Origin of the sequence: Methylobacterium oryzae, from assembly GCF_021398735.1 — a bacterium.
Classification (GTDB): Bacteria; Pseudomonadota; Alphaproteobacteria; order Rhizobiales; family Beijerinckiaceae; genus Methylobacterium.
Genome location: NZ_CP090349.1, coordinates 14049 through 34950, shown reverse-complemented (window position 1 = coordinate 34950; position 20902 = coordinate 14049). Strand labels below are relative to the sequence as shown.

Genomic DNA, 20902 nt, shown 5'->3' with positions numbered 1-20902 from the left:
ACGAAGCTCTAATGGCGGGAGGGGAGAGCCGGTTCCGTCACTCCGGTCAAGCTCGCGGTCACGCTTTCCCGTCGAGGAGGGCGCGCAGGGACCGGAAGTCCCGCCACGCGAGGCGCTTCTGGACCGGCTGGCGCAGCAGGAAGGCTGGGTGGAGCGTGGCGAGCAGCTTCACCTCGCGGCTCGGCAACTTGTACGGGAAGAGGCGGCCTCGGGTCCGCAGGATGCCGTCCTTGGTGCCGGTCAGCGTCTGGGTCGCGGGCGCGCCGAGGCAGACGATGATGTCCGGGTCGACGAGTTCGATCTGGCGCTCCACGAAGGGCCGGCACACGGCCACCTCCTGGGGGGTCGGGTTGCGGTTGCCCGGCGGCCGCCAGGGCACGATGTTGCCGATATAGGCGCTCGTCCGGTCGAGCCCGACCGCCTTCATCATCTTGTCGAGGAGCTGGCCTGAGCGGCCCATGAACGGCTTGCCGATCCGGTCCTCGTCGGCGCCGGGCGCCTCGCCGAGAAACATCACCCGCGCCTCGGGATTGCCGTCGGCGAAGACGAGGTTCTTCGCCGTGAAGCGCAGCGGGCAGGCGTCGAAATCCGCGAGAATCCGTTCGAGCTCGTCGAGGGACTTGGCCTGCCGCGCCCTAGCGCGGGCGTCGCTCGCGGCCTCGTCGGGCTGGGCGCTGGCGGCGCGGCCGAAGGTGCGCGGCGCCGCGATGGGCGCGGCCGTGCCCGGGGGCGCCGATCCGGGGGGCGGCACGAGCGTGTTGGCGACCGGGCTGACCGGCTGCTCGGCGGCCCGGGGGGGCGCCCGGCGCGGCGTGCGCAGGGTAGGCGCGGGCGTGTCGGCCTCGTTGAAGCGGTCGTGCGGCTGCTCGTCGAGCGCCGCGTCGGCCCCGGCCTCCACGTGGAAGTCGAGATAGGCGATCAGGTCGGCTTGCGCGTCGGTGGGGCTCGGCATGGGACTCAGCATGTGGGATCGCCGGGGCCTGTGGACAACTCGCCGAATCGGTCCGGGTGGCAAGGACTTGCGTGACCGAACAGCGCGGCGCGGCGCAGCGCTGTGACGCCGTCCCCTGCGGCAAAGGGAACTTTGCCTTGAGCTTGAGCGTCGGCAACTTGCCTTTCTAGCTTGGAATCGCTTGAGACGGCATCAGGAAGGCCGGCCCGGCGACGAACCGGGCGCCGGAACAAGAAAAGGAACCCGAGGATGGCGCTGCCCGAACGCGAGAGCATGGATTTCGACGTGGTCGTGGTGGGCGCCGGCCCGGCCGGCCTCGCCACCGCGATCCGCCTGAAGCAGCGCGCCGCCGAGATCGGCGAGGAGATCTCGGTCGTCGTCGTCGAGAAGGGCTCGGAGGTCGGCGCCCACATCCTGTCGGGGGCGGTGATCGACCCGATCGGCCTCGACCGGCTCCTGCCGGAGTGGCGCCAGGACCCGGAGCGGCCGCTCAAGACGGAGGTGCAGCGCGACGAGTTCATGATGCTCACCAAGAACAGCGGCATCACCCTGCCGAACGTGTTCTTCCCCAAGCTCATGTCGAACCACGGCAACTTCGTCGGCTCGCTCTCGAACGTCTGCAAGTACCTCGGCGCCCAGGCCGAGGCGCTCGGCGTCGAGATCTACCCGGGTTTCCCGGCCTCCGAGGTGCTGTTCGACGGCAACGGCGCCGTGGCGGGCGTAGCCACGGGCGATCTCGGCATCGGCCGGTCCGGCGAGCCGCGCGAGGACTACACCCGCGGCATGGAGCTGCGCGCCAAGTACACGGTGTTCGGCGAGGGCGCCCGCGGCAACCTGACCAAGGGTCTGATCCAGCGGTTCGAACTCAACCGGCACAGCGACCACTTCAAGTACGGGCTCGGCGTGAAGGAGCTCTGGCAGCTCGCGCCCGGCAAGTTCGAGCCCGGGTTGGTGCAGCACACGATGGGCTGGCCGCTGCCCAACAAGGCCGGCGGCGGCTCCTGGCTCTACCACTTCGATGACCACCTGCTCTCGGTCGGCTTCGTCACGCACCTGAACTACGAGAACCCGACCCTGTCGCCGTTCGAGGAGTTCCAGCGCTTCAAGACCCACCCGATGATCGCCGAGACCTTCGAGGGCGCCAAGCGCATCGGCTACGGCGCGCGCGCCATCATGGAGGGCGGCTGGCAGTCGGTGCCCAAGCTGGTCTTCCCCGGTGGGTGCCTCGTCGGATGCTCGGCCGGCTTCGTGAACGTGCCGCGGATCAAGGGCTCGCACAACGCGGTGCTGTCCGGCATGCAGGCGGCCGACGCCATCGCGGACGCCCTGAAGGCGGGCCGCGCCGGCGACGAGCTCACCGCCTACGAGGCCGGATGGCGCAACAGCCCGATCGGGCAGGACCTGAAGGCGGTGCGCAACGTCAAGCCGCTCTGGTCCAAGTACGGCACGCTGGTCGGCGTCGGGCTCGGCGGGATCGACATGTGGGCGACCAGCATCCTCGGCGCCTCGCCGTTCGGCACGCTGTCCCACGGCAAGCCGGATCACGCCTGCCTCAAGCCGCTCTCGGAGGTGACGCCGATCGTCTATCCGAAGCCGGACGGCAAGCTGACCTTCGACCGGCTGTCCTCGGTCTACCTCTCGAACACCAACCACGAGGAGGACCAGCCGCCGCACCTCAAGGTCCGCGACCTGGAGCTGCAGAAGCGCTCCGAGCACGACGTCTACGGCGGCCCGTCCGGCCGCTACTGCCCGGCCGGCGTCTACGAGTGGGTGGAGGATTCTTCAGCCAGCGACGGCGTGCGCTACCAGATCAACGCGCAGAACTGCGTCCACTGCAAGACCTGCGACATCAAGGATCCGAACCAGAACATCGACTGGGTGACGCCGGAGGGTCCGGGCGGGCCGAACTACCCGAACATGTGAGGTCAGCCCTCGGCCGAGGGGCCGAGGCTCACGTCTTTGCGAGCGCAGCGAAGCAATCCAGTGAACCGCTCCGTGGGCAGACGTCCCGCCGCCCTGGGTCGCTTCGCTGCGCTCGCGATGACGGGACGGCCGACCAACCCGGCCACAACCCCCGCGCCATCCTTTCGCCTTGCGGGGCTGGCGGGATGGGTTCAGTGTCCCCAACGTTTTTTCGGGGATGCCCCGCCATTCTCGCGCCCGGCCCCCGACGGGCCGGCGCCCAGGAGCCGCGATCGGTTCATGATGATGACACGCGCCCGCCGGAGCGTTTCGGCGCTCGCCCTGCTGCTCGCCGCCGGGCTCCCGCAGACCGTGCTCGCCGCGCAGCCGAAGGAATCGACCCCGGTGCTCGACTACGAGCCCGCGGACTCGCTCGAGGGCAACTTCCTCTCCGCCTACATCGCGGGCGCGTCGCGGGACACGGCGGCGGCGGCGACCTTCTACCGCGAGGCGGTGAAGGCCGACCCGCGCAACGCGGAACTCGTCGAGCGCGCCTTCATCTCGCTGCTGGCCGACGGCGCCCTGCCGGACGCGTTCCGCACCGCCGAGAAGCTGATCGCCCGCGATCCGACCAACGGCCTCGCCAACCTCTCCCTCGGGGTGCGCCAGATCAAGGCCGGCCAGTGGGCCGCCGCCCGCCAGAACTTTTCCCGGAGCGGCCGGGGCGCCGCCACGGACCTGACCGCGACGCTGCTCACCGCCTGGTCCTACGCGGGCGCCGGCGACAGCAAGAAGGCGCTGGAGACGGTCAACAAGCTCCGGGGCGAGCGCTACTACAACACCTTCCGGGACTACCATGCCGGCCTGATCGCCTCGGTGACCGGCGACAACGCCGAGGCCGAGCGCCGCCTCAAGGCCGCCTACGACGCCGACCACAACACCCTGCGCATCGTCGACGCCTACGCCCGCATGGAGGCCAGCCTCGGCCGCACCGACCTGGCGATCCAGGCCTATTCCGACTTCGACCAGCTCTCGCCGCGCCACCCGCTGGTGCGCGACGCCCTCGAGAAGCTGAAGGACGGCAAGCCGCTCACGCGGCTGATCGGCACCGCCCAGGAGGGCGCCGCCGAGGTGCTGTACGGGCTGGGCTCCGCCGGCTCGACCCAGGGCGACGAGCTGCCCGCGGTGATCTACCTGCGGCTCGCCCTCTACCTCGCCCCCGACCACGCGCTGGCCCGGCTGACGCTCGCCGACACGCTCGACCGGATGAAGCAGCCCGAGCGCGCCAACGAGGCCTACGCGCAGATCCCGGCCAATTCCCCGCTCAAGCTCAACGCCGACATCCAGATCGGCCTGAACCTGGAGCAGATGGGCAAGGGCGACGAGGCGCTGGCCCATCTCGACGCGGCGATGAAGGCCCACCCGGACGACATCGACGTCATCACCGCGCTGGGCAACGTGCAGCGCGCCCGCAAGAAGTACGAGGAGGCGGCGGCCACCTACACCCGCGCCATCGACCTGATCGGGAACCGGCCGCAATCCAACTACTGGACGACCTACTATTTCCGCGGCACCGCCTACGAGCGCGCCAAGCAGTGGCCGAAGGCCGAGGCCGACCTGAAGAAGGCCCTGTCCCTGGTGCCGGCCAACCAGCCGGCCGCCAAGGCCCAGGTGATGAACTACCTCGGCTATTCCTGGGTCGACCAGAACATCAACATCGACGAGGCGTTCAAGCTGCTGCAGCAGGCCGCCGACGCGAGCCCGCGGGACGGCATGATCGTCGACAGCCTCGGCTGGGCCTATTACCGCCTCGGCCGCTGGGACGACGCGGTGCGCGAGCTGGAGAAGGCGGTCGAGCTGAAGCCCGGCGATCCGACCATTAACGACCACCTCGGCGACGCCTACTGGCGCTCGGGCCGGCGCCTCGAGGGCAAGTTCCAGTGGCAGCACGCCAAGGACCTGAACCCCGAGCCGGACGACCTCACCCAGATCAACGCGAAGTTGAAGGACGGGCTGCCCGACATCGAGAAGCCCACCGCCACCGCCGAGACGGTGCCGGCCCCGGTCGCCGCCCCGCACAATCCCGACAACCCGGAACTCCCGAAGGGCGCTCCCCAGCCGCACGAGGCGCCGGGCTCCGCCGACAAGGCCAAGAAGTCGGGGGGCTAGGCCTCCCGCCAAGTCCCGCCTCGGGGCGGTGCGGCTGCCGCGCCGTCCCGACGATGCGCGGGCCATTTCGGGACGCGAGGCCGCGAGATCCGGCCCGCGCCCGCCGCCCTGTCGCGGCTTCGGGCGCCCGCGCTGCGGCTCGGAGGCCGTAGGTCGAGCGACCTAATTGCCCACCGATCCGCGCCCGCTATCGTCGCGCCTCCGCAACGTTCCGGAGTGCGACGTGAGAGCGCTGAAGCCTGTCTGTGTCCTGCTGGTCCTCGCCTGCGCGGCGTCCGGGATCGGGGCCGATCCCGCGCGGGCGCAGGACGCGGCGGCGGCGCCGAAGGCCTTCGCGCTCGATTCCGTTCCCGTCTCGGACGCGCCGCTCGGCCGCTTTCCCTACTTCGCGCTGCCCGACGGCTACCAGCCGGTGAACCCGCCCGAGACGCGGGAATTCGGGCATTTCCTGTTCTGGACCGGCGCAGCGCTTCACGAGGTCGAAGGCAAGGTCTTCCAGTCCCTGATCGGTCCCAAGGACGGCAAGACCTACTCCGCCTACGAGCTGAAGAAGAACATCGAGGCCGTGCTGACGCAGGCCGGCGGCCGGAAGATCGCCGACGGCCGGATCCCCAACTCCGTGACGGAGACGCTGCCGGAGGAGATCCGGATCGGGATGTATGAGGGCCTGGGCGACGTCTACAACGCGCCCGCCCAGACCTGGGTGATCCGCCGGCCGGACCGGCAGATCTGGGTGCATTTCGTGCCCGACAGCTTCACCGCGGCCTGGACGATCCTCGAGACGAAGCCGTTCGTGCAGACCGCCGCCCTCCTGCCCGCCGAGCGGCTGAAGCAGGATCTCGACAAGACCGGGAAGGCGGTGATCCAGGTCAACTTCGCCACCGACAGGACCGAGATCCTGCCGGCCTCCGCCCCGCAGATCGACGCGGTGGCGGCCCTGCTGCGGACGGATCCCGGCCTGCGGCTCGCGATCAACGGCTACACGGACGGGACCGGGGCCGCTTCGCACAACCAGGCCCTGTCCGACGGCCGTGCCAGAGCGGTCATGGCGAGGCTCGTCGGCGCCGGCATCGCGAAGGACCGGTTGAGGGCCAAGGGCTTCGGTTCTGCCAGCCCGGTCGCCGCCGATGACAGCGAGGCGGGGCGGGCGCAGAACCGGCGCGTCGAGCTGGTCAAGTTCTGAGCGGCGCGGGCACGCGAAGACCCCCGGCGGCCGGGCTCGGACGGACCATCCGGGAGCGCGCCGGCGTCGGAGCGGGGGACAGCGCGATCGACAAGAGTATTTTGTCCGCCAGCTCATAAAAATCGACGCGCATTTTCGCGAGCTTTGACGCACAGTGCGTGGCCGTTCGCGGGCGGCCACGCCGCGTCCCGCCCGGCAGGAGATTCGCACGGCAAGAGCCGGCGGGCGGGCACGTGCCCGCGACCCAGGGAGGAAGGCCCATGCCGTCAGACATCGAGATCGCCCGCGCCGCGACCCTGAAGCCGATCGCGCAGGTCGCCGAGAAGCTCGGCATCCCGGATGACGCGCTCCACAATTACGGCAAGCACATTGCCAAGATCGACCACGGCTACATCGCCGGGCTGGAGAGCCGGAAGCCCGGCAAGCTCGTGCTGGTCACCGCGATCTCCCCGACGCCCGCGGGCGAGGGCAAGACCACCACCACGGTGGGCCTGGGCGACGCCCTGAACCGCATCGGTGAGAAGACCATGATCTGCCTGCGCGAGCCCTCGCTCGGGCCGTGCTTCGGCATGAAGGGCGGCGCGGCCGGCGGCGGCAAGGCGCAGGTCGTGCCGATGGAGCAGATCAACCTGCACTTCACCGGCGACTTCCACGCCATCACGTCGGCCCACAGCCTCGCGGCCGCGCTGATCGACAACCACGTCTACTGGGCGAACGAGCTCAACATCGACGTCCGCCGCATCCACTGGCGCCGGGTCGTCGACATGAACGACCGGGCCCTGCGCGCGATCAACCAGTCGCTCGGCGGCGTCGCCAACGGCTTCCCCCGCGAGGACGGGTTCGACATCACGGTGGCCTCCGAGGTGATGGCGGTGTTCTGCCTCGCGCGTGACCTCGCCGACCTGGAGGAGCGCCTCGGCCGGATCGTCATCGCCGAGACCCGCGACCGCAAGCTCGTCACCCTCAAGGACGTGAAGGCCACCGGCGCCATGACGGTGCTGCTCAAGGACGCCCTGCAGCCGAACCTCGTGCAGACCCTCGAGGGCAACCCGGCGCTGATCCACGGCGGCCCCTTCGCCAACATCGCCCACGGCTGCAACTCGGTGATCGCCACGCGGGCCGGCCTGCGGCTCGCCGACTACACGGTGACGGAGGCCGGCTTCGGCGCCGATCTCGGCGCCGAGAAGTTCCTGGACATCAAGTGCCGGCAGGCGGGCCTGACCCCCTCGGCGGTGGTGGTGGTGGCGACGATCCGCGCCCTCAAGATGCATGGCGGCGTCGACAAGAAGAACCTCGGGGGCGAGAACATCGACGCCCTGGAGAAGGGGTTTGCCAACCTCGCCCGTCACGTCACCAACCTGCGCGGCTTCGGCCTGCCGGTCGTGGTCGGCGTCAACCACTTCCACGCCGACACCGACGCCGAGCACGCCAAGCTCAAGGACCTGTGCCGCGAGCGGCTCGACGTCGAGGCGATCACCTGCCGCCACTGGGCCGAGGGCGGCGCCGGTGCCGAGGAGCTGGCCCGCGCGGTGGTGAGGCTCAGCCAGGCCGAGCCGGCGCCGATCCGCCACGCCTACGAGACCGAGAGCCGCCTCACCGACAAGATCCGGGCGATCGCCACCAAGCTCTACGGCGCCGCCGACATCCAGATCGAGACCAAGGCCGCCGGCAAGCTCGCCACCTTCGAGAAGGACGGCTACGGCCACCTGCCGATCTGCATGGCCAAGACCCAGTACTCCTTCTCCACCGACCCGACCCTGATGGGCGCCCCCGAGGGCCACATCGTCGGCGTGCGCGACGTCCGGCTCTCGGCCGGCGCGGGCTTCGTGGTGGCGATCTGCGGGGAGATCATGACCATGCCGGGCCTGCCCCGGGTGCCGGCCGCCGACACGATCCGGCTCGACGCCAACGGGCAGATCGACGGGCTGTTCTGAGAAACGTCGCGCGGGGCTCGCCCACGGGCGGGCCCCGCCGTTCGTCGTTGCGAGCGGAGCGAAGCAATCCAGGGACACACCGCATCCGGAGATCGCGCGCTGCCCTGGGTCGCTGCGCTCGCGATGACGGAGCGGGTCGGATCAGGGGCCGCCCCTACGCGTCCCCGAACAAGTCCACCGCCAGCCGGGAATGCGCCTCGCGCAGCATCCCGGTATCGACCCCGAGCGGCTGCCCGTCGATCACCCGCCAGCGCCCCGCGACCATCACCCGGTCGGCCCGGGTGGCGCCGCACAGGACGAGCGCCGCCAGCGGGTCGTGGGCTCCGGAGAAGCGCAGCTCGTCCAGGGTGAACAGGGCGAGATCCGCCTCGCGGCCCGGCGCGATCCGGCCGATATCGGAGCGGCCGAGGCAGGCGGCCGAGCCCTCGGTCGCCCAGCGCAGGGCGTCGAGATGCGTCACGGCCTCCGCCCCGTAGGTGAGCCGGTTGATCATGAGGGCGTGGCGCACCCCCTCCATCAGGTTCGAGCTGTCGTTCGAGGCCGAGCCGTCGACGCCGAGGCCCACGGGCGAGCCCGCCGCCTCCAGCTCGCAGGTGCGGCAGCGGCCCGAGGCCAGGGTCATGTTCGAGGTCGGGCAGTGGCAGACACCGACGCCGGCCGCGCCGAGCCGCGCGACCTCGGCATCGGTGAAGTGGATGCCGTGCGTGAGCCAGACCCGGTCGCTCAGCCAGCCGACCTCTTCGAGGTACTCCACCGGGCGGCAGCCGAACATCTGCTGGCAATAGGCCTCCTCGTCGCGCGTCTCGCCGAGATGGGTGTGCAGCCGGCACCCGCTGCGGGCGGCGAGCTCCGCGCTCGCGCGCATCAGGCGCTCGGTCACCGAGAAGGGCGAGCAGGGGGCGAGGGCGATCTGCACCATCGCCCCGGGGGCGGGATCGTGGAACAGGTTCAGCACCCGCTCGCAGTCCGAGAGGATCGCGTCGTCGTCCTGGGTCAGGGCCGCGGGCGACAGGCCGCCCGCCCGGTCGGACAAGCTCAGGGAGCCGCGGGTGAGCGCGGCCCGGATCCCGAGGTCGCGGGCCTCCGCGACCTGGATGTCCATCGACGCCTCGAGGCCTTTCGGGAACAGGTAGTGGTGGTCGCCCGCCGTGGTGCAGCCCGAGAGCAGCAGTTCGGTGAAGGCGACCCGCGTGGCGAGCCGGAACGCCTCCGGGGTGATCCGCCCTCAGACCGTGTAGAGCGCCTCCAGCCAGGGGAAGAGCGGCTTGTTGAGCGCCAGCGGATGGGCGCGGGTCAGCGTCTGGAAGGCGTGGTGGTGCGTGTTGATCAGCCCCGGGATGACCACGTGGCGCGACGCGTCGAAGGTCGCGTCCACGGGCGCGGCGGGGCGCGCGCCCGCCGCCACGCACTCGACGATCCGGGTGCCCGCCACCACGATCCCGCCGCCGGCGGCCTCGGCCAGGACGGCGCGCGGGTCGCGGATCCAGAGGCGTCCCGATCCCGGTTCCCCTGCCTCGGCCATGCGCGTCCGCTCCCGTCGCCCGAGAGCCTGCCTAGCGGAGGCGTCGGACCGGGGGCAATCCCGCGGGTACACGCTTGAGGATCCGGGGCGGTCGGCGCCCCGGCCGCCCCGGCCAGGGTTGACGGGCCTCGGCCGCCTTGAGAAACGTCATGGGGACTGACCTATCACCCGTTGGGAGCGGCCGCGCCGTGACACGGACAGCCCCGCGCGAGGAGATGTTCGCGCCGAAACCCGTCCCGGGCGCCGCGCCGGCCGCCCTCGGCAGCGACGACCTGATCGAGCTCCTGTTCTTCGCCTACCGGGATTTCGTCGGCGATCCGGACAGGATCCTGGCCGATTACGGGTTCGGCCGCGCCCACCACCGGGTGCTGCACTTCGTCGACCGGTACCCGGGCCTGACGATCGCCGAGCTCCTCGACATCCTGCGCATCACCAAGCAGAGCCTGAACCGGGTGCTCAAGGACCTGATCGGGCAGGGCTACGTCGCGCAGAAGCCCGGTTCCAGCGACCGGCGCCAGCGCCTCCTGTACTGCACCGAGGCCGGCGCCGGGCTCGCGGCCGACCTGACGCGGGTCCAGGCCCGCCGCCTCGCCCGGGCACTCGCGGCGCCGGATGCCCGGGGCTCCCCGGAGGACTTCCTGATGGCGATGATCGAGCCGGAGGACCGGCCGGCGGTCCAGCGCCTGATGGCGCGGCGCGGGGGCGGGGCCGAGGGGCAGGTCGACGCGGAGGAGCCCGCGTGAGCCACGCCGCCCGGTCCGACCTGCCCGACGAGGCGCCCCACGTCCTCGTGGTCGACGACGACCGCCGCCTGCGCGAATTGCTCGCCCGCTACCTCACCGACCAGGGCTTCCGGGTCACCGCGGCGGCGAGCGCCGCGGAGGCGCGCGCCCGGGCCCAGAGCGTCGTGTTCGACGCCATGGTGCTCGACGTGATGATGCCCGGCGAGAACGGCTTCGACTACGCGCGCAGCGTCCGCGAGACCTCGCGCGTGCCGATCCTGATGCTCACGGCCCGCTCCAACCCGAACGACCGGGTGATGGGGCTGGAGATCGGCGCGGACGATTACCTGCCGAAGCCGTTCGAGCCGCGGGAGCTGACGCTGCGGCTCAACAACATCATCAAGCGCAGCGTGCGGCCCCGCGCGGCCTCCGCCGAGGCCGTGACCTTCGGGCCCTTCGCGTTCCGGATCGACCGGGGCGAGCTGCGCCGGGACGACGAGCTGATCCGCATCACCGAGCGCGAGCGCGAGATCCTGACGATCCTGGCGACGGCGGGCGGCGCCAATGTCGAGCGCGAGCAGCTCGCCGGTCCGGGCGGCGCGGCGGCGGAGCGCACCGTCGACGTGCAGATCAACCGCCTGCGTCGCAAGACTGAGGTCGATCCCGCCAACCCGGTCTTCCTGCAGACTGTGCGGGGCGTCGGCTACCGGCTCGCGGTGGATTGAGCCGCCTGCGGGCCGCCGGGCGGCTCAGACCACCCGCGGCGTGTCGGGTTTCAGCTTGAGGGCCTTGGCGATCCGGGTGGACAGGCTCCCCACGATCGCGAGGCTGGCCGACGGGCCGGCGAGGGCGCGGACGGCCTCCACCGCCTCCTCGGCGCTGGGCTTCATCACTGCGTAGACCGTGGCGCCGGGCGCCGCGCCGGCGCCCTCCGCGGTCACGGAGACGAGGAAGGTCGTGTGGCGTCGCCGCAGGCGTCCAGGCATGGTCCAGCATTTGGCATGTCGGCTAACCATCACCAATGCCTGAGACCCGGAGCCGGCCGGGAAACCGCACGCACCCGGCACGATAACCCGTGCCGGGTCTCTCAGATCAGGGCAAGGTCGATGCCGGGAAGCCGCAGCCCGTCGAGGCGCGTGCGCCAGCGCTGCCCGGAGGCGACGGGCAGCGCGTCCGTCAGCGTGCCCGTCGTGACGACAGTCCCGGCGTCGAGCGGTGGGGCCACCGGATCGTTAGCCAGCGCATCGACGAGGTGGGCCAGGGCCGCGAGCGGCCCCGTCCCGAGCACGCAGCCGCCACCGCCCCGGTCCGCGACGGCCCCGTCCCGCAGTAGCTCGACGGTGAAGCCGGCGAGTTCGCCGAGCCAGGCCGATCGCGCGTCCGCGGTGATCCGCACCCGCTCGCCCACCACCAGCAGCCCGTGCAGCCCGAAGGCCGCGACGGTGTCGGGCGCCGCGAAGCGCCAGCCCGGATAGAGCGACTGCACGATCTCGAAGCCGCTCGCCGCCCAGTCGAGGCAGGCGATCAGCGCCGCGGCATCCATGCCGGGCTCGGGCGCGCGCGCCAGCCCGAACACGATCTCCGGCTCGATCCGCGGCTCGACGAAGGCGGCGAGCGGCACCGGCCCCGACAGGGCGGCCCGGTCGCGCAGGGTCGTGTCGTAGACGTGCCCCCAGATCGGCGCGCGGACGCCGTAGCGCTCCCACAGGGTCGTGTTGGTGAAGCCGATCTTGTAGCCGACCGGCCGCTCGCCGCGCTCCCCGCGCAGGACCCGGACCGCCTCGGCCACCCGGTAGGCCGCCGGCAGGTCGAGGGCCGGATCCCAGTCGGTCAGCGGCGCGATCGGGCGGCGATGCTCGTGCGCGGAGAGGATCGTGCGGGCATGGGCCGCGGCGGAGATCGGCTCGGTCATCGGCGCACGGCGTGAGGGCCGACGGGGCGGCACCCGCGCCGGGCCGCCTCCAGCGCGGCCGGCCGATCTTACCCGAGGTGACCGTCGCCGGGAACGCGCGCTCTGTCGCTGCGCCGCCGACGCTCGCCGGCCCGTCCCCCGCGCGGAGCGCGCTCCCGGGGCGTTCGCTCCCGGCCCCGCCGCCCGCAGCATATTTTCATTAGAGGAATACCAAAATACGTTTCTTAAAGATGTGTCATCGGAGGCACATACTGCTCACGGATCCGTGATAGCTGGGCATCGGCGCGTATCTTCGCCCAGTAATTCTTGTTTAGAGTCGGTACAATGTCGAGATATGTCAGTGACCGGGCCGGGTCGCGCGCGTTCGATCGTGCGGAGAGGCTGCTCCGAATCGGGTTTGTATCGTCGACATCTATACTCACGCTCGGGGCGGCCGCGCTCGCCCAGCCCGCGCCCGCCACGGACATCGAGCTGTCCGAACTCAGCGTGACGGGCGAGGCGCGCGGGCGCAGCCTGAACAGCGACCTGTACGGGCGCGGCGGGGCCACCGGGCCGGTGCCCGGCTACGTTGCCAGCCGCAGTACGGTCGGCACGAAGACCGACACGCCGATCCTGGAGACCGCGCAGTCGGTGTCGGTCATCGGGCGCCAGCAGATCGAGGATCAGAACGCCCTGACCATCAACCAGGCGCTGCGCTTCACGCCGAGCGTCACCACCGAGCAGCGGGGCGGCGCCGGCTCGACGCGCCTGGAGCAGTTCTACATCCGCGGCTTCACCGCGCCGATCTTCCTCGACAACATGGCGCTGCCCGGTAACCGCGACGCCTTCCCCAGCGTCGATCCCTACCGCCTGGAGCGGGTCGACATCATCAAGGGGCCGGCCTCGGTCCTCTACGGGCAGTCCGGTCCGGGCGGCCTCGTCAACCTCGTCTCGAAGGTCCCGCAATTCGTCCGCCACGGCGAGATCTTCGTCCAGGGCGGCGGCTTCAGCGAGGTCCGCGGCGGCTTCGACGTCGGCGGCCCGATCGCGTCCGACATCCCGGGTCTCGCCGACCAGTTCGCCTACCGGGTCATCGGCCTCGGCTGGAACGGCGACGGCCCGGCCGTGACCACCAAGGTCGAGCGCGCCTTCATCAACCCGAGCCTCACGTGGCGGCCCTCCGCCGACACCTCGCTCACGATCATCGCCAACTACCAGCGCGACCCGTTCTCGGGCTTCTACGGCGGCTTCCCGGCCGTCGGCACGGTGTTCCCGCGCAATTTCGGCAGCGGCGTCTTCGGCCGGCTGCCGGTGAACTTCTACGACGGCGACCGCACCATCGAGCGCTCCGACCGCACCCAGGCCTCCGTCGAGTACCTGTTCGACCACCGGATCACCGAGAACCTGCGCTTCCACTCGGCCGGCCGCTACCTGCGCTCGAACGGCGACTACCGCAGCGTGTTCACGACCTTCGGCGACGTCAACGGCCCGTACACGAGCGGGCCGACCATCGGTCGCTCGGTCGGCGGCACCCAGGTCGACATCGAAGCCTACACGATGGACAACAACTTCATCGCCGATTTCGACACCGGCCCGATCGCCCACACGGCGCTGCTCGGCGTCGACCACCGGACCTTCAGCACGCGGTCCGTCACCGGCCCGTTCCCGGCGACGACGAGCCTGAACGCCCTCGCCCCCGACCACGACCTGCCGATCCGGTTCCCCGCCTTCACGTCGACCTCGCGGATCGACGCGCAGCAGACCGGCGTGTACTTCCAGGATCAGGCGAAGTTCGACCGCTTCATCCTGACGCTCGGCGGCCGCTACGACACCGCCCGGCAGACCGGCCCGACCCGCACCTTCGCGCCGAACGGGCTGACCATCCAGGACGTCCCGGCCGAGGCCTTCACCGGCCGCGCCAGCCTGCTCTACCTGTTCGACAGCGGCGTCGCCCCGTACGTCTCCTACAGCGAGGCGTTCGAGCCGATCGTCAACGGGCGGATCTTCGACGCGGCCTTCGGCTCGGCCGGGCGCATCCCCGTCCCGATCGCCAGCAACCAGTACGAGGCCGGCATCAAGTACCAGCCGCCCGGCACCGACATCCTGCTGACCACCGCGTTCTTCGACATCCGCCGCTCGAACGCCACCACCACCGACCCGGTCAATCCCGGCTTCGTCGTGCAGACCGGCGAGGTCGGCGTGCAGGGTGTCGAGTTCGAGGCGCGGGCCACCCTCGCCGAGGGCCTCAGCCTGATCGGCGGCTTCTCGCTCCTCGACATCCGCAACGTCCGCGACACCGGCTTCACCACGAACGACCTGACCCGCCGGCAGGTGCCGCTCCAGGGGCTGCGGCCGGTGCAGGTGCCGGACACGACGGCCTCGCTGTTCGTCGACTACCGCTTCACCGACGGCCCGCTCATCGGCCTCGGCCTCGGCGGCGGCGTGCGCTACCTCGGCCCGTCCTGGGGCGATCCCGCCAACACGTTCCAGGTGCCCGAGAGCGTGCTGGTCGACGCCGTCGCCTCCTACGACATGAAGCACCTCGACCCGCGGCTCGCCGGCCTCAGCGCGCAGATCAACGTGCAGAACCTGCTCGACGAGCGCTACGTGACCGGCTGCTTCACCTACTCGGGCTGCTATTACGGCCTGCCGCGCACGGTCTACGCGACCCTGCGCTACCGCTGGTGAGGCGGCCGCCGTGGGCAAGACCTTCCGGCAGTCGATGGCGTGGCTCCACGCCTGGTCGGGCCTCGTCGTCGGCTGGGTGCTGTTCGCCGTCTTCGTGACGGGCACGGCGAGCTACTACCGGCCCGAGATCTCGCAGTGGATGCGGCCCGAGCTCCGCACCGACCGGACCTTCGGGCCGGCGGAGCTCGCGGCGGCGGCCGAGCGCGGCGTCGCCCACCTGCAGGCTAATGCGGGCGGCGCGCGGACGTGGTTCCTCGCGCTGCCGCGGCCGGACCGGCCGGTGCTGGAGCTGTTCTGGCGGACCGGCCCGGGCCGGCCGCCCGGCCACGTCCTCCTGGATCCCGACAGCGGCGCGCCGGCGGCGGTGCGGGCGACGCGCGGCGGCGACTTCCTCTACCGCTTCCACTTCGAGCTGAACCTGCCGCCGCTCTGGGGCCGCTGGATCGTCGGCGCCTGCGCGATGATCATGCTGGTGGCGCTGATCTCGGGGATCGTCACCCACCGGCGCATCTTCGCCGACTTCTTCACCTTCCGGCGGGACAAGTCCGCCCAGCGGGGCTGGCTCGACGCGCACAACGTCACGGGCGTGCTCGCCCTGCCGTTCCACCTGATGATCACCTATACCGGGCTCGCCACCCTCATGGTGATGTACGTGCCCTGGGGCCTGAACACGGCCTATCGCGGCGACAGCCAGCGCTACTTCGCCGAGTCCGGCCAGATCACCGCGCCGCGCTCGCCCGCCGGCCAGCCCGGCACGCTCGTGCCGGTCGGGCCGCTGGTGCTCCGCGCCCTGGCGATGCGGCCGGAACCCCTGGAGCGGATCACGGTGGTCAACCCGGCGGACGCGCGCGCCACCGTGGTGGCGGTGTTCGAGGAGCCGCACGGCCTCTCCCACGAGCACCCGCAGATCGCCTTCGACGGCGTGACGGGCGCGGTCCTGGAGGTGCGCGCGGGCGGCCTGCGGCCGGCGACCAAGACGTTCACCGCGATGGTCGGCCTGCACGAGGCGCACTTCGCCGGCCCGGCCCTGCGGGTGCTGTTCTTCCTGTGCGGCCTCGCCGGCAGCGCCATGGTGGCGACCGGGCTGCTGCTCTGGGCGGTGGCGCGCCTGCCCAAGGGGGACGCGCCCCGGGGCTTCGGCCTGCGCCTCGTCCAGGGCCTGAACGTCGCGACGATCGCCGGCCTGCCCGCGGCCGTCGCCGCCTATTTCCTGGCCAACCGGCTACTCCCCGCCGCGCTGCCCGCGCGGGCGGAGTGGGAGGTCGGGGCCTTCTTCGCCGTCTGGCTGCTCGTCGCCGTGGCGGCGCTCCTACGCCCGGCCGGGCGGGTCTGGCCGGAGACGCTGACGGCGGCGGCCGCGTTGTACGGCGCCGTCGCGGCCGCGGATGTCGGGCGCCTCGTCGCGCTCCGGTTCGGTGGCGCCGCGCCGGTCGAGCCGGTCTTCCTCGCCTTCGACGGCGCGATGCTGGCCCTAGCCGCCCTCATCCTGCTCGCGGTCCGCACGATCGCGCGGCGCGGCGGAGCGTCCCGCGGCCCCGCGAAGGCCGCGGGGCTCTCGATCGCGGGGCACGCGCGGCGGGAGCAGGCCCGGCCCGGCATGCCGGTACCGGGAGATCGGGAGCCGATATGATAAAATTGAACTGGTATATTGAACCCAGTGCGGCGAATTAATTCAAAATAACTCCCGAAGTCTGACATATATCGGATGCGCGTCGACTGTATCTGTGCAGAATGGTTCGGCCGGCATGCCAGCCGGTCGCGCCTGTGTCGTCGATTTTCACGCCCTTGATCCTTCGGCCCAGGCGTTCCAGCGCGGTCCATCCCAAGCGCACGCTGGACATGTCCCCGAGACCCAGAACTTGAGCCTCGAGGCGCGGCCCTCGGGGCTCTTTTTCTGCCGCGCCGGGCGATGCGGGCCCGGCGGCTGTTCACGGGCCCCGCGTCCCCGTACCAGAAGGCCACGGGAGCGGCAGGACGGGCATGCAGCGCATCACCATCACCATCGACGACGCCCTGCTGACGGCGGTCGACGACCTCTGCGCGCGGCGCGGCTACGGCAGCCGCTCGGAGGCGGTGCGCGACATCGTCCGCGACGCCCTGGCGCCGGCCCGCGCCGCGGAGACCGGCGGATCGGCGGCCTGCTACGGGGCCCTGAGCTACGTCTACAGCCACGGCACCCGCGACCTGGCCCGTCGGCTGACCGGCGAGGGGCACGAGCACGGCGTCTCGATCGCCAGCCTGCACGTGCACCTGACCCACGACGCGTGCCTCGAGGTGGCGGTCCTGCGCGGGCCGGTGGCCCGGATGCAGAGCTACGCCGACGCCGTCGTCACGCAGCGCGGCGTCCGCTACGGTCACCTGCACCTCATCCCGGAGGGTGACGACGCCCGCACCCATCCGGGCCACGGCGACGACGGCCCGGGGTGAGGGCGCCCCCCGCCCGCGATCCGGCGCCCCATCGACTGCGCCCCACGCGCAACACGGCCGGCCTAATCCGCCCGTATGATTTTTTCGTATGTTTATCATACGGGCGGCGTGCGAGAGTCCGGGGATCGCCACGCCTCGCCCGGTCTGCCGGTGTCCCGCCCGACTTCCCGCTCGACTTCCCGTCCTGTCTGCTGCCACCGGCCTGCCGCCCCCGGCTTCCGCGCCGTGACCCGGCTGCTCGCCGCGGGCGGCCTCGTCGTCGCGACCGCCGGGCGCGGCTGGGCGGCGCCGGGTGAGGGCGCCCCGACACCGTCGGCCGTCACCCTGTCCGAGATCTCGGTGGTCCCCGCGGCGCCTCCAGTCATCCCCGCGACGGACGGGCCCGGCGCCAGCGCGGGCTATGTCGGCGGCGTCACCGGGATCGGCGGCGCCCTGCTGAGCGTCGACGCGGCCAGCGCCGGCCTCATCGGCGGGGCGGTCCTCAACGCCCGCCCGGTCACGCGGCCCGGCGAGGTGCTGGAGGCAGTGCCGGGCCTGATCGTCACCCAGCACAGCGGGGAGGGGAAGGCCAACCAGTACTTCCTGCGCGGCTTCAACCTCGACCACGGGACCGACATCGCCATCAGCGTCGACGGCATGCCGGTCAACATGCGCACCCACGCCCACGGCCAGGGCTACGCCGACCTCAACTTCCTCATCCCCGAACTCGTCGGCGCGGTGGAGTACCACAAGGGGCCGTACTTCGTGCGCGACGGCGACTTCGCCTCCGCGGGCTCGGTGCGCATCGACTATCTCGACACCGTGCGGGAGAATCTCGCGCTGACCTCGATCGGCAGCTTCGGCTACAAGCGGGCCCTGTCGATCGCCTCGGCCCCGCTGGGCGAGGGCACCCTGCTGGTGGCCGGCGAGGCGCAGGTCTACGACGGGCCGTGGACCGTCCCGGACGCGCTGCGCAAGCTCAACGGCGTCGCCCGCTACAGCCAGGGCACGGCGCTGGACGGGTTCGCGGTCACCGGCATGGCCTACGCGTCCCGCTGGACGGCCACCAACCAGATCCCGGAGCGGGCCGTCGGCGCGGGCCTGATCGGCCGCTACGGCACCCTCAACCCCACGGATGGCGGCGACACCGCCCGCTTCTCCCTGTCGGGGCGGTTCAGCGCGACGGACGACACCGGCATCACCCGGGCCTCGGCCTACGTGATCCGCTACCAGATGAACCTGTTCAACGACTTCACCTACTTCCTCAACGATCCCGTCGGCGGCGACCAGTTCCACCAGCTCGACCAGCGCGTCCTCGGCGGCGGCGAGGTGCTGCACAACTTCCAGGGCGACCTGTTCGGCCGGCCGCTGGAGGTCGAGGTCGGCGCCCAGACGCGGACGGACTCGATCCGCGTCGGCCTGTTCAACACCGCCTTCCGCCAGTACCGCTCGACCGTGCTCGACGACCGCGTGCTGGAATCGAGCGGCGCCCTCTACCTCGACACGCGGGTGCGCTGGACCGAGTGGCTGCGCACGAGCGTCGGCGTGCGGGCGGACGGCTACTACGCCGACGTCCGCTCGGACACGCCGGCGAACTCGGGACGAGCCACCGACGGCATCGTCAACCCGAAGCTCGGCCTCGTGCTCGGACCGTGGTCCGACACCGAGATCTACGTGAATTACGGCGGCGGCTTCCACTCGAACGACGCGCGCGGCGTCACCGCCACGGTCGATCCCGCGAGCCCCCTGTTCAACATCACCCGGTCGCCCTTCCTGGTGCCCTCCACGGGCTACGAGCTCGGCCTGCGCAACCGGTCGATCGCCGGGCTGGAGACGAGCCTCGCGCTGTTCCGGCTCGACTTCGCCTCGGAGAACATCTTCCAGGGCGACACCGGCACCACGGAGCCGAGCCGCCCGACCCGCCGGTTCGGCGTCGAGTGGACGAACCGCTACGCGGTGACGCCGTGGCTGTCCCTGGACGGGGATCTGACGATCACCAAAGCCCGGTTCTCCAGCTACGACCCGGCGGGCAACCGGGTGCCGGAGGCCCCCACGACCATCGCGTCGGCGGGCGTGACCTTCGGCGAGCCCCTCGGCTGGTTCGGGAGCCTGCGGGTCCGCTATTTCGGGCCGCGCCCGCTCATCGAGGACAACGCGATCCGCTCCCGGGCGACCGCCCTGCTCAACGGCCGCATCGGCTACCTGTTCGACACCGGGGTGAGCGTCTCGCTGGACGTGCTCAATCTGACGAACAGCAAGGCCGACCAGATCACCTACGCCTACGTCTCGCGCCTTCCGGGCGAGCCCGCCGAGGGGCTGATCGACCGCGTCTTCCACCCGGTGGAGCCCACGGCCGTGCGCCTGACGATCGCCGGGCGGTTCTGACCGCCAGCGCCACGACGACACGCGGGTCCCGACTCCCTCGCGGCAGACCCACGCCGCGACGGACTTCGTCCCGGCGTCCCGGTCGCGTCAGCCGCCGCTGCGCGAGACCCGGTAGTCGCGCGGGGTCAGGCCGTAGGTCTCCCGGAACGCGCGACTGAGCTGGGCGCCGCTCCCGAAGCCGTAGGCCTCCCCGATCGCGCCGATCGACCGCGGCTCCAGCGGATTGTCGAGGGCGGCCCGCACGGCCGCGAGGCGCTGCCGCGCGCGGTAACGCGCCACCCCACCTTCCGGCTCGAACAGGCGGTAGAGCTGGGAGCGCGATATGCCGAGCGCCCGCGCGATCGCGTCGATCCGGGGCGGCGTGTCGAGCTGGCCGCGGATGAACCGCTTCGCGGCCCTGAGCCGGGCGGCCTCGAGCGGCGCGGCCGCGCGGGCCGCTCCCTCCAGGCTCGGGCGCGCGCAGGCCGCGACCATGTGGAGCGTGGCCTGCGCGATCGGGGCGGCGTCGGTCGCGGTGATCGCGCCGCTATGCGCGGCCAGGCTCCGGATATGGTCGGCGAGCAGGCGGCCCGCGCCGCCGGTCAGGATCAGTCCGTGCATCGCGTCCTCGTCCGGCAGCACGGTGGCGATGGAGGCGCGCGGGACGGCCAGGATCAGCGAGTCCGTCTCCGGCACCCGGCTGCGGCGGTACGGCTGCGACAGGTCGTTGAGGCTGACCGCGCCCGCCGGAACCTCCGCCACGCCCCGTTCGGTCTCGACGCTGTAGGCGTGCCGGCTGAGGTGCAGGACGAACCCGTCCTGACCGTCGCGCCGGATCCGGGAGCGGGATCGGGCCGGCCCCTGCGGTGCGGCGCTCATGACGCGCAGGGCCATCGGGCCGATCAGCGTCGTCTCGATCCGGCCCGAGAAGCCGTGCGGATCGGCATCGAGGTCGTGGGCTGCGAACAGCGCGCGCCACGCGGCGAAGCGGTCGCGCTCCGGCAGGGCATCCGTCGTGAAGAGGGAACGGGGTACGACGTTCACGGCGGGACCGATGAGCGAGGGTTGAGTGATTTTACCTTACGTTGCGCGATCGACCAGTGCGCACGGGACACAATCTACGATCTGACGCGACCCGCTCCCGCGGGGTGACAGTCTGTACCCCGGGG

The 20902-nt window shown here is 71.6% G+C and carries 14 protein-coding genes and 1 pseudogene; 10 read left to right on the top strand and 5 right to left on the bottom strand.

Annotation, left to right across the window (positions count from 1 at the left end):
• Positions 1-58 precede the first annotated feature (58 nt).
• The gene (locus tag LXM90_RS00130) at positions 59-964 is read right to left on the bottom strand and encodes a uracil-DNA glycosylase (protein WP_020094310.1); all 906 of its coding nucleotides are present in this window, start codon (positions 962-964) and stop codon (positions 59-61) included.
• A 237-nt stretch (positions 965-1201) separates the two neighbouring features.
• Between LXM90_RS00130 and LXM90_RS00125 the strand changes: the two genes are divergently transcribed.
• From LXM90_RS00125 to LXM90_RS00110, 4 genes are all read left to right on the top strand, one after another.
• On the top strand, positions 1202-2875 hold the full coding sequence (locus tag LXM90_RS00125) for an electron transfer flavoprotein-ubiquinone oxidoreductase (protein ID WP_103985635.1): 1674 nt from the start codon (positions 1202-1204) through the stop codon (positions 2873-2875).
• Positions 2876-3154: 279 nt separating this feature from the next.
• Positions 3155-5023, top strand: coding sequence for a tetratricopeptide repeat protein (locus LXM90_RS00120; RefSeq protein ID WP_020094312.1), 1869 nt, complete (start codon positions 3155-3157; stop codon positions 5021-5023).
• Between the two features lie 223 nt (positions 5024-5246).
• A complete protein-coding gene (locus tag LXM90_RS00115) occupies positions 5247-6206 on the top strand; it encodes an OmpA family protein (protein WP_103985634.1) in 960 nt (319 codons plus the stop codon).
• A gap of 260 nt (positions 6207-6466) precedes the next feature.
• Positions 6467-8140, top strand: coding sequence for a formate--tetrahydrofolate ligase (locus LXM90_RS00110; protein ID WP_103985633.1), 1674 nt, complete (start codon positions 6467-6469; stop codon positions 8138-8140).
• Positions 8141-8294: 154 nt separating this feature from the next.
• Here the strand turns inward: LXM90_RS00110 and LXM90_RS00105 are convergent.
• Positions 8295-9662, bottom strand: a pseudogene (locus LXM90_RS00105) (8-oxoguanine deaminase).
• 215 nt (positions 9663-9877) lie between these two features.
• Here LXM90_RS00105 and LXM90_RS00100 point away from each other — a divergent pair.
• Both LXM90_RS00100 and LXM90_RS00095 read left to right on the top strand, forming a co-directional pair.
• Positions 9878-10405: a MarR family winged helix-turn-helix transcriptional regulator gene (locus LXM90_RS00100; protein ID WP_020094317.1), complete on the top strand. Its 528-nt coding sequence runs from the start codon at positions 9878-9880 to the stop codon at positions 10403-10405.
• Complete coding sequence (locus tag LXM90_RS00095; RefSeq protein WP_020094318.1) at positions 10402-11109, top strand: response regulator; 708 nt, start codon at positions 10402-10404, stop codon at positions 11107-11109. Before LXM90_RS00100 ends, LXM90_RS00095 begins: the two co-directional genes overlap by 4 nt.
• A gap of 24 nt (positions 11110-11133) precedes the next feature.
• Here LXM90_RS00095 and LXM90_RS00090 read toward each other — a convergent pair whose 3' ends face one another.
• Together LXM90_RS00090 and LXM90_RS00085 are read right to left on the bottom strand one after the other, a co-directional pair.
• The gene (locus LXM90_RS00090; protein WP_020094319.1) at positions 11134-11370 is read right to left on the bottom strand and encodes a hypothetical protein; all 237 of its coding nucleotides are present in this window, start codon (positions 11368-11370) and stop codon (positions 11134-11136) included.
• A gap of 101 nt (positions 11371-11471) precedes the next feature.
• On the bottom strand, positions 11472-12296 hold the full coding sequence (locus tag LXM90_RS00085; RefSeq protein ID WP_020094320.1) for a 2-keto-4-pentenoate hydratase: 825 nt from the start codon (positions 12294-12296) through the stop codon (positions 11472-11474).
• Between the two features lie 324 nt (positions 12297-12620).
• Here LXM90_RS00085 and LXM90_RS00080 point away from each other — a divergent pair, with 324 nt between their 5' ends.
• From LXM90_RS00080 to LXM90_RS00065, 4 genes are all read left to right on the top strand, one after another.
• Positions 12621-14963, top strand: coding sequence for a TonB-dependent siderophore receptor (locus tag LXM90_RS00080; RefSeq protein WP_042670930.1), 2343 nt, complete (start codon positions 12621-12623; stop codon positions 14961-14963).
• A 10-nt stretch (positions 14964-14973) separates the two neighbouring features.
• Positions 14974-16593 carry a PepSY-associated TM helix domain-containing protein gene (locus LXM90_RS00075; RefSeq protein ID WP_103985628.1) on the top strand — a complete coding sequence of 540 codons (1620 nt, stop codon included), beginning with the start codon at positions 14974-14976 and terminating at the stop codon, positions 16591-16593.
• 350 nt (positions 16594-16943) lie between these two features.
• Positions 16944-17390 carry a nickel-responsive transcriptional regulator NikR gene (nikR, locus tag LXM90_RS00070; RefSeq protein WP_103985627.1) on the top strand — a complete coding sequence of 149 codons (447 nt, stop codon included), beginning with the start codon at positions 16944-16946 and terminating at the stop codon, positions 17388-17390.
• 225 nt (positions 17391-17615) lie between these two features.
• Positions 17616-19754: a TonB-dependent receptor gene (locus LXM90_RS00065; RefSeq protein WP_181049185.1), complete on the top strand. Its 2139-nt coding sequence runs from the start codon at positions 17616-17618 to the stop codon at positions 19752-19754.
• Positions 19755-19841: 87 nt separating this feature from the next.
• On the opposite strand, the gene LXM90_RS00060 is transcribed toward LXM90_RS00065, so the two are convergent.
• Positions 19842-20777, bottom strand: a complete 936-nt coding sequence (locus tag LXM90_RS00060; RefSeq protein ID WP_056533482.1) for a helix-turn-helix domain-containing protein — start codon at positions 20775-20777, stop codon at positions 19842-19844.
• Positions 20778-20902: the final 125 nt, after the last annotated feature.

What these genes read in the sequence shown, in the direction of transcription:
- LXM90_RS00130 (WP_020094310.1), bottom strand. Translation starts at nt 964, where the DNA reads ATGCTGAGTCCCATGCCGAGCCCCACCGACGCGCAAGCCGACCTGATC.
- LXM90_RS00125 (WP_103985635.1), top strand. Translation starts at nt 1,202, where the DNA reads ATGGCGCTGCCCGAACGCGAGAGCATGGATTTCGACGTGGTCGTGGTG.
- LXM90_RS00120 (WP_020094312.1), top strand. Translation starts at nt 3,155, where the DNA reads ATGATGATGACACGCGCCCGCCGGAGCGTTTCGGCGCTCGCCCTGCTG.
- LXM90_RS00110 (WP_103985633.1), top strand. Translation starts at nt 6,467, where the DNA reads ATGCCGTCAGACATCGAGATCGCCCGCGCCGCGACCCTGAAGCCGATC.
- LXM90_RS00100 (WP_020094317.1), top strand. Translation starts at nt 9,878, where the DNA reads ATGTTCGCGCCGAAACCCGTCCCGGGCGCCGCGCCGGCCGCCCTCGGC.
- LXM90_RS00090 (WP_020094319.1), bottom strand. Translation starts at nt 11,370, where the DNA reads ATGCCTGGACGCCTGCGGCGACGCCACACGACCTTCCTCGTCTCCGTG.
- LXM90_RS00085 (WP_020094320.1), bottom strand. Translation starts at nt 12,296, where the DNA reads ATGACCGAGCCGATCTCCGCCGCGGCCCATGCCCGCACGATCCTCTCC.
- LXM90_RS00080 (WP_042670930.1), top strand. Translation starts at nt 12,621, where the DNA reads ATGTCGAGATATGTCAGTGACCGGGCCGGGTCGCGCGCGTTCGATCGT.
- nikR (WP_103985627.1), top strand. Translation starts at nt 16,944, where the DNA reads ATGCAGCGCATCACCATCACCATCGACGACGCCCTGCTGACGGCGGTC.